Here is a 13,356-nt window from a genome sequence, read left to right as displayed (position 1 = left end):
GCAGCTTGACGGCCCTGCAACTTCGTCCGCAAATGCGGCCATGAACAGCTCCGAGCTTCAGCGCATCTCCAACTGGCTGATCGACGGCACTTGGGCGGCTCAGGAGTCGGCCGTAGGGATTGCCGATTTCTGTGAACGTCTGGTCGCGGCCGGCCTGCCGCTGTGGCGGTTCGGCATCTTCATCCGCACGCTGCATCCCGAAGTCTTCGGCCGCAACTTCATCTGGCGGCAGGGCGAGGGAGTTGAAATCGGCAGCGTCGATTTTGAGATCCTGGACACGCCCCAATTCGCCCACAGCCCGCTTCGCGTGGTTTTCGAGCAGGGCATCGAGGTCAGGGGCCGCGCAGGCGACCCCGACAGCAAGCGATTTCCGTTCCTCGAGGACATGCACGCCGAAGGCGCGACCGATTATATCGCGGTGCCGGTGCCTTTTCTCGACGGCTCCATTCACGCGACGAGCTGGATCACGCGGCAGCCCGGCGGCTTCAGCGACGACGACATCGCAGCCATCCGAGCTCTCATAGCGCCTCTCGCACGCATCAGCGAGATCATCACTATGCGCCGCACCGCCGAGATGCTGCTCGACACCTATGTCGGTAATCGCGCCGGCGCGCGCATCCTCGGCGGCCAGATCCGCCGCGGTCACAACGACACCATGCAGGCGGCGATCTGGCTGTCGGACCTGCGCGGCTTCACCGCGCTGTCGGATCGGCTGCCGCCCGAGACGGTTGTCCAGATCCTCAATCATTATTTCGACTGCCAGGTCACGGCGATCCGAGACCATGGCGGCGAGGTGCTGAAGTTCATGGGCGACGGCCTGCTCGCCGTGTTCCCGATCGACGAATATGTCGGCGATGCCGCTCATGTCTGCGCGCAGGTGCTGGAGGCGGCGCGCGACTCGCGCGCCAGCGTCGAGGCGCTCGCCTTTCCGGTGGGCGAGGCCGTCGAGCGCTTCCGCTTCGGCGTCGCGCTGCATGTCGGAAACATCCTTTACGGCAATATCGGCGGCGGCAATCGCCTCGACTTCACCTGCATTGGCCCGGCGGTCAATCTCGCGGCAAGGCTGGAGAAGATCACGGGGCGCCTGGGGCGGACCGTCGTCGCCTCGGAAGGTTTTGCCAATGTCTGCCGCCATGATTGGCATCAGCTCGGCGAGTTTCCGATCGCAGGATTTTCCAAGGCGCAGCGCGTCTACGGGCTGGCGGAGGAGACGCCGGTGGTGATGGCCTGATGTGCACTGAGCTGAAGGTCATTCATCGTCGCAGGATGAAACCTATTCCTCCGGCTCCGTCGTGAACAATAGCGGATAGCCCTTGGCGCGGCCGGCGTCGGTGGCGCGCGTTGCCTTGGTTTCGGCGACGTCCTTGGTGAATACGGCCACCACGCAGGCGCCCAGCTTGTGCGCGGTGATCATCACCTTGTAGGCCTGATCCTCGGTCATGCGGAATTCGGCCTTCAGCACCATGGTGACGAATTCACGCGGCGTGTAGTCGTCGTTGATCAGGATGACCTTGTGGAGCTTCGGCCGCTCGACCTTGGTCCTGGTCCTGGTTTTCGGTTTGGTGACGGTGTCGTTCATCGTGTCCCGAAACGCCCTGGCTCGAATGAGCCACCAGCCAACACATCATACCGCAGGAGCGGGGAGCGCTCCAAGATATGCGGCCGCTCGCCACTATGCCGTCGCGGCTGGGCAGGAATGCACGACTTGCGCCTGCGTGAGTTACGGAAGTGCGCGAACGAGCTGTAATGCGGCGATCAGAGCGCCCACCGACAGCACGACCGACGCAATCATGTAGGCGGCAGATGCCCATGTCTGGCCGCGCTCGATCAGATACCAGGCATCCAGTGAGAACGTCGAGAACGTCGTGTACCCGCCACAAATTCCGACCGTCAGAAAGATCCGCGCGGCCTGCGGCAGGTTCCATTTGGTCGCGAACAGCGCGGTAAAAATGCCGATCAGGAACGATCCGGTGACGTTGACGATCAGCGTGCCCCACGGAAAATCCGTACCGAACGCGCGGCCCGACCCGATCGCAACGAGATAGCGTATGACCGCGCCGAGCGCTCCGCCGCCGGCAACGGCGAGAATGTATTGAATGTTCAATGTCTCGTTCCCCACTTCGCCATTTGCTTCACTTGCCCTCGGTGGCCAGACCTTTGCCGACGGCGAGCAGCCCCACCAGCGAAACCAGCGCGAATCCAAGCCCGGCAAGAAACGTTCCCGCCGGTCCATAGGCGTCCCACAGCGCACCCGCGATCACGCTCGCAGCCAGCAAGGCAAGCCCGGTGAACAGGTTGAAATAGCCGAAGGCGGTGCCGCGCAGGCTTGGCGGGGCGGCATCGGCGACCATGGCCGAGAGCAGGCCCTGCGTCAGTCCCATATGGAGTCCCCACAGCACGACTCCGAGCGCGAGGCCCGCAAGGCTCGGGAGCAGCGCCAGCGCGAGGTCGGCCGCGGCGAGGAAGACCAGGCCGAGCGCGAGCAGGCCGGTCCGGTTGATCCGGTCCGACAGCACGCCGGCCGGATAGGCCGACAGTGCATAGGCGACGTTCATCAGCACCAGTACAGCCGGCACCCACATCACGTCGAGCCCGATGTTCTGTGCGCGCAAGATTAGGAAGGCCTCGCTGAAGCGCGCGAGCGTGAACACGACGCCCACGGCGACGACGCGCCAATAGACCGCTCCGAGCTGGCGCATTGCGGCGAGATTGAGCGGATTTTCCGCACGTTTCCGGCTCGGATCGGGCTCCGGCTCCTTCACCGCGAACGCGATCAGCCCGAAGGACAGGAAGGCCGGCAGCACCGCGACCCAGAACACGAGAGTAAAATTGTCGGCCGTCCACCACATCAGGCCGATGGCCACGAGCGGCCCGACGAAGGCGCCGATCGTGTCGAGCGATTGCCGCAGGCCGAAACTCGCGCCGCGCAGGCCGACCGGGGCGATATCGGCGATCAGCGCATCGCGCGGCGCGCCGCGAATCCCCTTGCCGACGCGATCGATGAAGCGCGCCGCCACCAGCCATCCGACGCTGGGCGCGAGCGGGAACAGCGGCTTGGTGAAGGCGGCCAGCCCATAGCCGAGCGCGGCGAGCAGCTTGCGGCGGCCGAGCCAGTCCGACAGCGCACCGGAGAAGATCTTGGTGATCGAGGCGGTCGCCTCGGCAATGCCCTCGATGAAGCCGACGGTGAGGGTGGAGGCGCCGAGCACGGTGACGAGATAGACCGGCAGCAGCGCGTGGATCATCTCGGAGGAGATGTCCATGAACATCGAGACAAAGCCGAGCACCCAGATCCCTCTGGGCAGCGTGGTACGTACGGCATTCGGTGTCGTCACGTCTTCGTCGTCCCCTCGCATTCGCCTGCCGGCCGCCAGCAGGCAACAAAAAACCCGCCATCGGCGGGTGTGTCCATGCTCCCGCCAAAGGCAGAGGCCCAAGATTGCCTCTCCTCGAGCAGGAGTCATCAGCCCATGAGGTCATCGACCGCCGGGCGGTTGTCGGGGGACTCCATCCCCATCTGTGCGACCAACCTAGCATGGAAATCGTGCCGGACAAGTGGGCGGGGTCGCGTGCCTCCGCCGGCAGCTGGATTCCGGGCCCTCGCTTCGCGAGTCCCGGAACGACGGCTCTTGAGATCGCCCCTGTTCCCGACGCAAGCGCGGCAACATGGCGGCAGACTTGCGTAACGTGTGAATTCCTAACTCGAATGTGAAGCACAAGCGATCTTCGGCCTTTGCGGCAAGCCGATTGCATGTCACCATCGCGTCATACGACGGGAGACTGCGATGCGTTTGCTGTTCTCGATCGGGGCTGTGCTGGTGGCCGGCATGTTCGCCGGAGGGGACGTCGCGGGCATCGCGGCACCAGGACCCAAATTCGAATCGCCCAGAACTCAACCGCAGCGGCTTGCGGCCGACAAGGACGCGCAGAGCGTCGATGTCGAGCTGATCCTCGCGGTCGACGTGTCCTACTCGATGGACATGGACGAGCTCGCGATCCAGCGCGAGGGCTATGCACAGGCGATCCAGTCGAAGGAGTTCCTGCAGGCGCTGAAGCTCGGCCCGAACGGCCGCATCGCAGTGACCTATTTCGAGTGGGCCGCCTCCAGCGACCAGAAGATCATCATTCCCTGGCGGCTGATCGATGGTCCGGAGACGGCGGACGCGGTTGCCGCCGAGATCATGAAGACGCCGATCCGGCGCGCTTCGCGCACCTCGATATCAGGCGCGATCAACTTCGCGATGCCGCTGTTCGACGAGGATCCCTATCGCGGCCTGCGCCGCGTCATCGACATTTCCGGCGACGGTCCGAACAACAATGGCGGCCCGGTCACGATGGCGCGTGACGCCGCGCTGGAGAAAGGCATCGTCATCAACGGCCTGCCGATCATGGTCAAGGAGCCGTCCTATTCGACCATGGATATCGACAATCTCGATCTTTATTACGAGGACTGCGTCATCGGAGGGCCGGGGTCCTTCGTCATCACGATCAAGGAGCGCGACAAGTTCAAGGAAGCGATCCGCACCAAGCTGCTGATGGAAATCGCCGGCCGCACCCCGGAGCGGCCCGTGATGCCGGTTGCCGACAAGGAGCCGCGCGTCAATTGCCTCATCGGCGAGAAGATCTGGTCCGATCGCTGGGGGCGGTGAGGGGGCGGTTTTTTCCGGCGGCATCACGCCCGCCAGTTCCGGCTGAGACCTTTTGCCCGCCCGGCCGACGCGCGCGCTTAACGGCTCGTTAACGGGGGCGTGGCCCTAATCGCATCGTTACTGTTCGTTCCCGCCGGCATCCTGACCTGCCCAAGCCAGCGAAAGCGGGTTTGTGAGGCCCGTCCGAGCAATCCAATGGCCATCGTCACATCGAGCACCAGCCAGATTTCGCCCGCCAACGAGCGGCTGTATCGCCAGAGCGCTCTGCTCGGTGACTGGAAGGGCAATTGGGTCGGCAACAACCAGCCCGTCGGCTTCAAGGTCGTCAACATCCGCGGCGCCCGGGCGCAGGTCGAGTACACCCACAACGGACGCACCGAGCGCGGCTTCGGCGAGGTTCAGGGCACGCTCATCACCTTCGGCGGGGTCACGGTCGGCACCAAGGACGGCAAGAACATGGTGATGCTGTTCTCGTTCGGGGGCGTCGGCAAGCAAACCGCAAATCTGCAAAAGCAGGACCCGCCCGCGTCCGACAGCCGCCTGATGGGAAGCTGGGGCGGCTATTCCAGCGAGAACGGCAAGAGCGCGAGCTTCAAGGTGCTGTCCGTCAATGGCAAGGAGGCCGAGGTCAGCGTCACCACCGACGGCGTCACCCGCAAGGGCACCGGCTTCGTCTACAAGAACGTCATCATGTTCGGACAGACGCAGATCGCAAGCGACGACGGGCAGAACGGCAAGATCATCTACCAGGTCGGCACCAAATCCTTCATGGTGCCGGTGACGAAATATCCGCCGGCGGATTCGTCGTCTTCGGTCGACAAGACCGCATAACCCTTTACGGCGCTGTTCCGCCGGAGTGAGCCAGCGCCTTCAATTCTCGGTCGACCTGCCGCAGCACTGCGCAGGCCTGTGCGAAGCCGCCGTCGGCGACGAGTTGCCAGATCCGGTCGGACTGCTCCACCAGGTGCGGAATCGTCAGCGGCAAGCTGGCTGCCTCCTGCAGCGCCCCCTTCTCGTTGATCAGATAGCGCTCGTTCAGTGCGAACAGAACCTGCGCGACGCAGGCGAGCGATCTGTAGAGGCAGCCCGCGACATGGGTCCTTTCGTTGCGTGCGGCCGCGAGCTCGGCATTTTCGATGCTGAACAGGACTTCCCATTGGAAGCGCCGGATCAGGGCGCTGCGCAGTGGCTCCGGATAGGGAAGCGCGATCGACTTGAGCCGGGCAATCAGGCCGGTCGGATCGTGCAGCGGCTGACAATATGCGATCTCGCCCATCCAGATCGCCGAGCAGAAGCCATGTGGATGGCCGGGTTGGTAGTCCATGGTGACCACGCCGGCGCCGCAGGATTCCATGACGGCCTCGACCGCGTCGGCGTCGCGATAGAGCAGGTCGACCTTGCAGCCTCCCACCGAAAGCCAGGCGCCGCCGACGATCCAGGGCCCCCATTCTCCGACGGGCGTCACCGTCGTGGCGGCGGGATCGTCCGCGATCGTCTTCGCGGCGGCCAGCAACCGTCCGATGTCCAGCGCTGACTTGAAATAGAGTCCGATATCGTAGTCCGAGGCCGCATGCGCGCGGCCCCGCGCGCGAGAGCCGCCGAGTACGACAGCTTGAACGCCAGGTACATCGGCAACAACGGATGTCAGGCGGGTGAGCAGCGGATCGTCCGGCATCAGGTGCGGTTCCCCGAAAGACCTGCGGCCGCGAGGGCCGGCGCGGTCACTCCGCTGGCATTGAGGATGGTCGAGGAGTATAGTTTTGCAGTGTTTCAGACGGTAGCCAGAATGTTCGACCTTGCACGCTCATGCGCTCTTGCGGCTCTCGCCGTGTTCTGCCTCGGCGGAGCGCCGGTTCACGCGCAAGTGGCGCCGCTGCGATATTGGATTCCCGGCGGGCCTTTCGGCCTTGGCGGCGCTGCCGGCCTGAGCTCCGACAGCTATGGCAACTTTGCGGGCTTCAACGCCGGAGAGGCCGATTGGCGTACGAGCTCTGCGAACGGCTTCTTCATCGGTCGCGAACGCGGCAATCTCGGATTGAGCGGCTTCAACCAGGCGGGCTCGCTCGGCAATTTCAGCGCGCTCTCTTATGACAGCACGCAATTCGGCTATCAGATGAAGACCGCCGGCGGCATGCCCGTCACCTTCTTTGCCGGCTTCGACACGCTGAAATACGGCAACGGCATCGGCAGCTCATTGGCGCCGCTCACCTCCAGCGCCGGGCCCGGTTATGGCGGGTTTGCGGGTGTCGAATTCAAGCCGACCTCAAATCTCAGCCTGTCGTTCGGTGTCGGCTACGCCCAGCAGGATTCGGGCCGCATGGACAGCGACATCAGATCGAACATGCTGCCCGGCGAATCGCCGGCGCTGAGCGGCCTGCGACGCTAAAGCTTGATCCGGACCCGAAGGGCCGCGTTAGCGCAAAGTGCGAAGCGGTTTTCCGGAAAGATCATGCGCCAGCGCTTTACGATCGCATCACCAGCTCCGGCGGACGCCGCAGCGATTGCGGCAGGCTTGGGCCGGTGCCGAAGCGCATCACGATGTCGGGGCGTCGTACGCCGAGGCCGAGCCGGGTCGCGAATTGCTGCCTCAGTGCCGCGACCTCGACCGGCTGGTTGACGAAGGAATATTTCAGTCCCAGCGCTGTCGCCTGCAAGCCGAAGCGCTGGCAGGCGCGGCCGACCGCGATCCAGTGCGAGGTGTCGCTGCGATCGGCAGCAAGCACGACGACACCGGCCGAGCTGTCGAGCTGCTCGCGGTATTTCTTGTTTTCTCCGCTCTCGGTGAAGAACAGCTTCAGAAGCGGCCGGGCTATCCAGGACGGCAGCGCAGGATTTCCCGATGCGGGCGCGAACAACCCGTCCATCGTCGCGACCGCCTCTGCCTCGTTGAAGCGGATCCAGTCGACGAGCTCGCGCATGAAGGCCTTGTCGCGCATCTGCGCCGAATTGCCTTCGAGCACATAGTCGGTGACCTCAGCCATCCCGGCACGCTCGGTGATCAGGATCGCAGCGACGCCGGGTTGCCGGCAGGCGTTCTCGAGCTGGCGCAGGATCTCGGGCGCGGCAGGCTTGCCGGCGAAGGCCGCGCGGGTGCATTGTCTGACGGGAATTGCATCGGCCAGGGCCGATGCGGCAGGAGCGGCCTCGTCGAGCGTGATCACGATGCGATCGCCGTCGACGACCGGATCGGCGCGCCAGCCCAGCGTGGCCGCGGCGAGGATGAGGTTTTCGGCGGCACAGCCGAGACTGACGAAGAGATGATGATCGTCGGGATCGACGGCCGGACAGCGCCGCGCGACGTCAGGCGCAATCGTGATGACATTGCCGCGGACGGCGAAGATCCACGGCTGGGTGTTGTGGCTGTTGGCCGCAAGCGTCGCAAACCGGACGAGCTCGCGATCCCTGGGCGCTGCTCGCAGCGGAGCCCGTGACGCGTTGATGGCCTCGTCATAGGTCATCGCCGCCAGCGCGGCGGAAGGGCTGCCGATCGCTGCCGCAGAAAGCCCGAGCGCGGTCGTGATGAATTGTCGCCGGTTGGCCACGGACTTCCGCTCCACACCCCATGATGAGGCATTCTTAGCGCCAGGCGGCGCCGAGAAGATTGACCGGAATCAAGGTCGGCAGGATCACGATACGCCGGCGACCAGCGGACGCTGCAGGTGCCGGGCCATCAGGTCGGCGGCTTCGCTGTAGCGCCGCGCTTCCAGAACGTCGAGCAGGCGCAGATGCTCGCGCACGTGCCGCCTCATGCCGTCACGATCGGCGAAGCTGCGATAGGCGAACAGGCGCCTGATCGAGTTCACGCGCTTGAGCGCTTCGAGGAAGAATGGATTGCCTGTTCCGCGGATGATCTCCTCGTGGAATTCGCAGCCGGAGTGAAAGATCTCGCCAATCGTCATCTTCTCGATTTCGCCGTCGAAGACCCGCTGTTGGCGCTCACGCAGGCGTGTGATCACCTCCTGGGGCAGTGCAAAGCCGGGCTGTGCGATCGCCGCCGGCTCGATCACCGCGCGAAACGCCTTGGCCTGCGCCTGCGCTTCGGGGCTCGAGACCGTCTCCGCGAAACGCCAGCCATAGCCGGGCAGGCGTGCGATCCAGCCCTCGGCGGCGATACGGTCCAGCAGCCGCTGCAACTCCGCGCGGCTCAGATCATAGCGGCGCAAGAGCTCCGCCTCCGTGACGTCGGCTGGGAGTCGGCTCGCGAGCACGTCCCCTGCGATGGCCGTATAAACCTGCTCGCCGCGCCTGACGGCCGCGAGCGCCGGTTGGGCGGCGCCGCTGGTCGGATTCTTCGCCAGCACGAAGCCGCGATGCGGCTCGCCGCGCGCCAGCCCCGCCGCTTCCAGGGCCTTCAGGCCGAGCCGGATCGGCGCGCGTGAAAGATCCAGCGCATCCGCAAGCCTTTGTTCGACCAAGCGGTCTCCGGCCTTCATGCCTTCGCGGCGGGCTAGCGCCATGATCAGGCCGGCGAGCTGCTCGGCCCGCTCGGAACCGTTCTTGTCGCTGCGCGGTCGGGAACTGTCGGTGGCGCTCATTGCAGTGCACGCAAGTTTTAGGGCTTGACAGACTGTCTCATGGATTGTTCTTTTATGCAACAATATACAATCGTCCCCAGGGAGACCCACATGGCCCGCGAGCCCGATGTCCACATTTGCGAGGTCGCGCCCCGCGATGGTCTTCAGAACCTGGACATCTTCGTTCCGACCGAGGCCAAATGCGCGTTGATCGACATGATCGCCGCCGCGGGCATACGCGAGATCGATGCCGGGTCGTTCGTCCCGCCGAAGGTCGTGCCGCAATTCGCCGACGTTGATGCGGTGATGGCGCATGCGCTCATGCACAAATCGACTCTCATCGGTGCGCTGGTGCCGAACCCGAAGGGCGCCGAGCGCGCCATCGGCGCCGGCGTCGACGCCGTCTATTTCGTCATCTCGGCCAGCGAGACGCACAACCGCGCAAACGTGCGCCGCTCGGTCGACGAGCAGGTCGAGGGGTTTCGCGCAGTCCGCGCTGCGATCGACGCCCAGCCGTTGGGGCAGCGGCCGCGCTTGATGGGGGCGATCTCCACCTCCTTCGGCTGCTCGCTGGAAGGGGAGGTGAGCGAAGCGGCGGTGTGCCGGGTTGCGCGCGCTTTTGCCGAAGCGCGTGCCGACGAGATCGGGCTTGCCGACACCGTCGGTTATGCGACGCCGAAATCGATCCGGCAGATCGTCGGGGCGGTGCAGCGCGAGCTCGGGTCGCAAATGACGCTGCGGCTGCATCTGCACGATACGCTCGGCGCCGGCCTGGCCAATGCCGTCGCCGGCCTTGAAGCGGGCATTCGCCGTTTCGATGCCGCCGTATCCGGCCTCGGCGGATGTCCCTTCGCTCCGGGCGCACGCGGCAACATCGTCACCGAGGATCTGGTGTTCATGCTGGAGCGCATGGGGCTCTCCACCGGCATCGACCTCGACCGCCTGATGCAGACCCGCGAGATTCTCGCCCGCCACATCCCCGCAGACCATCTGACCGGGCATCTGCACGAGGCCGGAATTCCCAAGCTCCTGCGGAGCGCGGCATGACCATGGCTGTGCGTGAGACGGGATCTGAGCTTCGTCCGTTGGCGGGCCTTCGGGTCATCGAGTTCAGCCAGATGGTGATGGGGCCGAGCTGCGGCTTGATCCTGGCCGATCTCGGTGCCGACGTGATCAAGGTCGAGCCGCCCAAAGGTGACCGTACCCGCGCCTTCAAGGGACCTGCCGCCGGCTTCTTTGCGACCTACAGCCGCAACAAGCGCAGCATCGCTCTGGACACGTCGACAGCACAGGGCCAGCACATCGCACGCAGACTGATCGAGCACAGCGACGTGCTGATCGAGAACTTCCGGCCGGGCCTGTTGAAGCGGATTGGTCTCGACTACGAGAGCGTCGCGGCTTTCGCGCCGCGCCTGATCTATTGCTCGCTCAAGGGCTATCTGCCTGGTCCTTACGAGAACCGCCTGGCGCTCGACGAAGTCGTGCAGATGATGGGCGGCCTCGCCTACATGACCGGTTTGCCCGACAGGCCGATGCGCGCCGGCGCCTCGGTCAATGACGTCATGGGCGGCATGTTCGGTGTGATCGCGATCCAGGCCGCGCTCGCCGAGCGGCAGCGTACCGGCCGGGGCCGCTACATCCAGAGTGCGCTGTATGAGAACAACGTGTTCCTGATGGCCCAGGCGATGATGTGCGAGGTGGTCAGCGGGCAGCCATCGATCCCCTATTCGATCAAGGACAGCCCGTGGCCCGTCTACGACCTCTTCGACACCAGGGATGGCTCAAAACTGTTCGTCACCATCGTCGGTGAAGAGCAATGGGAAGCGTTCTGTCGCGCCTTCGATCGCGAAGCCTGGCTCTCCGATCCACGCTTTGCGACCAGCAATGGCCGGGTCGATCATCGCGGCTGGTTGATCCCGGAAATCGCGAATATCTTCAAGCAATGGGACAAGGCCGATCTCGCCGCGCGGCTCGAGCAGCTCGATCTGCCCTACGCACCGGTGAACAAGCCCGGCGATCTCTTCGATGATCCGCATCTCAACCAATCCGGCGGCCTGACCGACATCCGTTTGCCTGACGGTAATGAGGTCAAGACACCGCTGTTGCCGATTGCCATGGACGGAAAGCGGCTGTCCAACCGCTACGATCCACCCGGTATCGGCGAGCACAGCGGCGAGATCCTGCGCGAGATCGGGATGTCGCCGGATGAGATCGAACAGCTGCGACAAGCAGGGACAATCAAGGTCCCGCCGTCCTGACGGACCGCGCGATTGAACAATAACCAAGGGAGGAGGATCACATGAGCATTTCGAGACGCCAGGCGCTGTTCGCGGGGTCTGCATGGGCCGGCGCGTCACTGCTGCCGGGGCCATTGCGTGCGGAGGCCAAGCAGGTCTCGCTCGCTTTCGGGCCGGTGTCGCCGGTTTACGCCGTCGGCATGATCGCGGAGCTGAAGGGGTACTTCAAGGACGAAGGACTCGATTCCAAGCTCGTTACCGGCAATGCCGGTACGTTCGGCCGGCAGACATTGGCGGCGGGGCAGGCGCTGTTCGCGCATGGCGATGCCAGCCATCCGCTCCAGCTCGGTGCGCGCGGCAAGCCCTGCAAGATGCTGCTCGCGACCGAGATGGTATGCTCCTACGCCAACATCGTGGTCCGGCAGGACCTCTACGAGAGCGGCATCAATTCGGTCGAGAAGCTCGCGGATTACAAGCGCCCCGACGACGCCAAGCCGATCGTTGCCGCGACCGCCATCGGGTCAGGCACCTGGGTGTACGGCACCTATGTGTTCGAAGCGCGTGGGCTCGGCAACAAGGTGAACTGGGTTGCGGGCGGCGGGCCCAACACGATGTTCCCATCGCTGCAGACCAAGCAGTTCGACGCCATCGTGGCGCCGCCGAGCTGGATCGTCGAGGTCGAGAAGAAGGGTTTTGGCCGGACGATCTACGACACGTCGAAGCCTGGCGTGTTCGAGAAGGATTTCGGCGGGACGTTGCCCGTGCTGGTGATCTATACGCTCCAGGACACGGTCCAGCAGGACAAGGCGATGGTGCAGGCCTACGTCAACGCGATCTACCGGGCGATGGCTTTTGTGAAGGCGACGCCGCTCGCGGAGGTGCAGGCGCTGGTCACGCCGAAGTATTTTTCAGGGATAGATCCCGATGCGGTCAGCGCCGAGCTCGGCTTCGACAAGTCGACCTGGGCCTATGACGGCGTCATCGACAAGGCGTCGTTCGAGCGCGGCGCCAAGCCCTGGTACCGCAAGGGCACGGACATTCCCGAGACCAGGTACGAGGATGCGGTCGACATGAGCTTCCTTCAGGCGGCCAGGGCGAAATACAAATGATCGCCGCGCCAAGCCAGAGCCTCGCGCTCGCGCGCGACGAGGATCGAGCAGCGGCTGCGCGCACGCGCATCGCCGTACAGGGTCTTGCCAAGCGCTTCAACGCGTCCGGACGCGAGTTCGTGGCGGTGGATGACGTTTCCTTCGAGGTCAAGCAGGGCGAGTTCGTCGCGCTGCTCGGTCCATCCGGCTGCGGCAAAAGCACCATTCTCAATATGGTCGCGGGGCTGTTGCCGCGCTCCGGCGGACGCATCCTGATCGACCAGGACACGGTCGAGACCGGCGAGGTCAACCCCAGGGTCGGCTATGTCTTCCAGCGCGATACGCTGTTTCCGTGGCGGACCGTGGAGCAGAACATCGGCTATGGGCTGGAGATCGCGGGAGTGCCAAAAAGCGAGCGCGCCGCGCGCGTTGCCACCGCCATCGAGAAGGCCGGCCTTGCAGGCTTTGCGCAGAGCTTCCCGCGCATGCTGTCCGGCGGCATGCGCCAGCGTGTCGCCTTAATGCGCACGCTGATCCTGGAGCCCGAGATCCTGCTGATGGACGAGCCGTTCGGCGCGCTCGACACCCACACCAAGCTCGAGATGCACAAGACGCTGCTGGAGATCTGGGAACGCGAGCGGCAGACCGTTCTGTTCGTGACGCACGATCTCGGCGAAGCCTTGACGCTGGCGAGCCGCATCATCCTGCTCTCGGCGCGCCCCGGGCGTCTCAAGGAAGACTTCGACGTCGCCATTCCGCGTCCGCGCGATCCCGTGGCCGTGCGCGAGACGGCCGAGTTCGCCCGGCTCTATTCCCACATCTGGCATTCCCTCGGCGAAGAATTCCGCCGCACCAGGGCCGACTGATC

Annotated in this window: 14 protein-coding genes and 1 riboswitch; of the genes, 8 read left to right on the top strand and 6 right to left on the bottom strand. The window is 64.7% G+C overall.

What is annotated here, in order from left to right; all coding sequences use genetic code 11:
• Positions 1–40: 40 nt before the first annotated feature.
• A complete protein-coding gene (locus I6F37_RS35115) occupies positions 41–1,231 on the top strand; it encodes an adenylate/guanylate cyclase domain-containing protein (protein WP_036004070.1) in 1,191 nt (396 codons plus the stop codon).
• Positions 1,232–1,273: 42 nt separating this feature from the next.
• Here the strand turns inward: I6F37_RS35115 and clpS are convergent, their stop codons facing one another.
• The 3 genes from clpS to I6F37_RS35100 form a co-directional block, all read right to left on the bottom strand.
• The gene (gene clpS, locus I6F37_RS35110; RefSeq protein ID WP_036004073.1) at positions 1,274–1,579 is read right to left on the bottom strand and encodes an ATP-dependent Clp protease adapter ClpS; all 306 of its coding nucleotides are present in this window, start codon (positions 1,577–1,579) and stop codon (positions 1,274–1,276) included.
• A gap of 141 nt (positions 1,580–1,720) precedes the next feature.
• The gene (gene crcB, locus I6F37_RS35105; RefSeq protein ID WP_036004076.1) at positions 1,721–2,104 is read right to left on the bottom strand and encodes a fluoride efflux transporter CrcB; all 384 of its coding nucleotides are present in this window, start codon (positions 2,102–2,104) and stop codon (positions 1,721–1,723) included.
• A 28-nt stretch (positions 2,105–2,132) separates the two neighbouring features.
• Complete coding sequence (locus I6F37_RS35100; RefSeq protein WP_057027003.1) at positions 2,133–3,335, bottom strand: MFS transporter; 1,203 nt, start codon at positions 3,333–3,335, stop codon at positions 2,133–2,135.
• 112 nt (positions 3,336–3,447) lie between these two features.
• A riboswitch (Fluoride riboswitch) is annotated at positions 3,448–3,524 on the bottom strand.
• Between the two features lie 261 nt (positions 3,525–3,785).
• Here I6F37_RS35100 and I6F37_RS35095 point away from each other — a divergent pair.
• Both I6F37_RS35095 and I6F37_RS35090 read left to right on the top strand, forming a co-directional pair.
• Positions 3,786–4,649: a DUF1194 domain-containing protein gene (locus I6F37_RS35095; protein ID WP_036004084.1), complete on the top strand. Its 864-nt coding sequence runs from the start codon at positions 3,786–3,788 to the stop codon at positions 4,647–4,649.
• Positions 4,650–4,844: 195 nt separating this feature from the next.
• The gene (locus I6F37_RS35090; RefSeq protein ID WP_036004087.1) at positions 4,845–5,480 is read left to right on the top strand and encodes a hypothetical protein; all 636 of its coding nucleotides are present in this window, start codon (positions 4,845–4,847) and stop codon (positions 5,478–5,480) included.
• Positions 5,481–5,484: 4 nt separating this feature from the next.
• Here the strand turns inward: I6F37_RS35090 and I6F37_RS35085 are convergent, their stop codons facing one another.
• Complete coding sequence (locus tag I6F37_RS35085) at positions 5,485–6,324, bottom strand: nucleotidyltransferase domain-containing protein (RefSeq protein ID WP_225153983.1); 840 nt, start codon at positions 6,322–6,324, stop codon at positions 5,485–5,487.
• Between the two features lie 111 nt (positions 6,325–6,435).
• On the opposite strand from I6F37_RS35085, the gene I6F37_RS35080 reads away from it, so the two are divergent.
• A complete protein-coding gene (locus I6F37_RS35080) occupies positions 6,436–7,035 on the top strand; it encodes a hypothetical protein (RefSeq protein WP_225153981.1) in 600 nt (199 codons plus the stop codon).
• Between the two features lie 76 nt (positions 7,036–7,111).
• Here I6F37_RS35080 and I6F37_RS35075 read toward each other — a convergent pair whose 3' ends face one another.
• Both I6F37_RS35075 and I6F37_RS35070 read right to left on the bottom strand, forming a co-directional pair.
• The gene (locus tag I6F37_RS35075) at positions 7,112–8,191 is read right to left on the bottom strand and encodes a Tat pathway signal protein (RefSeq protein WP_225153979.1); all 1,080 of its coding nucleotides are present in this window, start codon (positions 8,189–8,191) and stop codon (positions 7,112–7,114) included.
• 84 nt (positions 8,192–8,275) lie between these two features.
• Positions 8,276–9,184 (bottom strand): GntR family transcriptional regulator, encoded by a 909-nt coding sequence (locus tag I6F37_RS35070; RefSeq protein WP_051056869.1) that lies wholly within the window; start codon positions 9,182–9,184, stop codon positions 8,276–8,278.
• Positions 9,185–9,274: 90 nt separating this feature from the next.
• Here I6F37_RS35070 and I6F37_RS35065 point away from each other — a divergent pair, with 90 nt between their 5' ends.
• Genes I6F37_RS35065 through I6F37_RS35050 form a run of 4 tightly spaced genes read left to right on the top strand, consistent with a single transcriptional unit; the run spans position 9,275 to position 13,354 of the window.
• Positions 9,275–10,210, top strand: coding sequence for a hydroxymethylglutaryl-CoA lyase (locus I6F37_RS35065; protein ID WP_036004099.1), 936 nt, complete (start codon positions 9,275–9,277; stop codon positions 10,208–10,210).
• A complete protein-coding gene (locus I6F37_RS35060) occupies positions 10,207–11,421 on the top strand; it encodes a CaiB/BaiF CoA-transferase family protein (protein ID WP_051056870.1) in 1,215 nt (404 codons plus the stop codon). The genes I6F37_RS35065 and I6F37_RS35060 overlap by 4 nt, the downstream gene beginning before the upstream one ends.
• Positions 11,422–11,462: 41 nt before the next feature.
• Positions 11,463–12,509, top strand: a complete 1,047-nt coding sequence (locus tag I6F37_RS35055) for an ABC transporter substrate-binding protein (RefSeq protein WP_036004105.1) — start codon at positions 11,463–11,465, stop codon at positions 12,507–12,509.
• Positions 12,506–13,354 carry an ABC transporter ATP-binding protein gene (locus I6F37_RS35050; protein ID WP_225127544.1) on the top strand — a complete coding sequence of 283 codons (849 nt, stop codon included), beginning with the start codon at positions 12,506–12,508 and terminating at the stop codon, positions 13,352–13,354. Before I6F37_RS35055 ends, I6F37_RS35050 begins: the two co-directional genes overlap by 4 nt.
• Positions 13,355–13,356: the final 2 nt, after the last annotated feature.

Source organism: Bradyrhizobium sp. NBAIM08, from assembly GCF_020193935.1.
GTDB lineage: Bacteria > Pseudomonadota > Alphaproteobacteria > Rhizobiales > Xanthobacteraceae > Bradyrhizobium > Bradyrhizobium yuanmingense.
The sequence above is the reverse complement of the archived record's forward strand: the minus strand, read 5'-3'. Positions and strand labels throughout refer to the sequence as shown.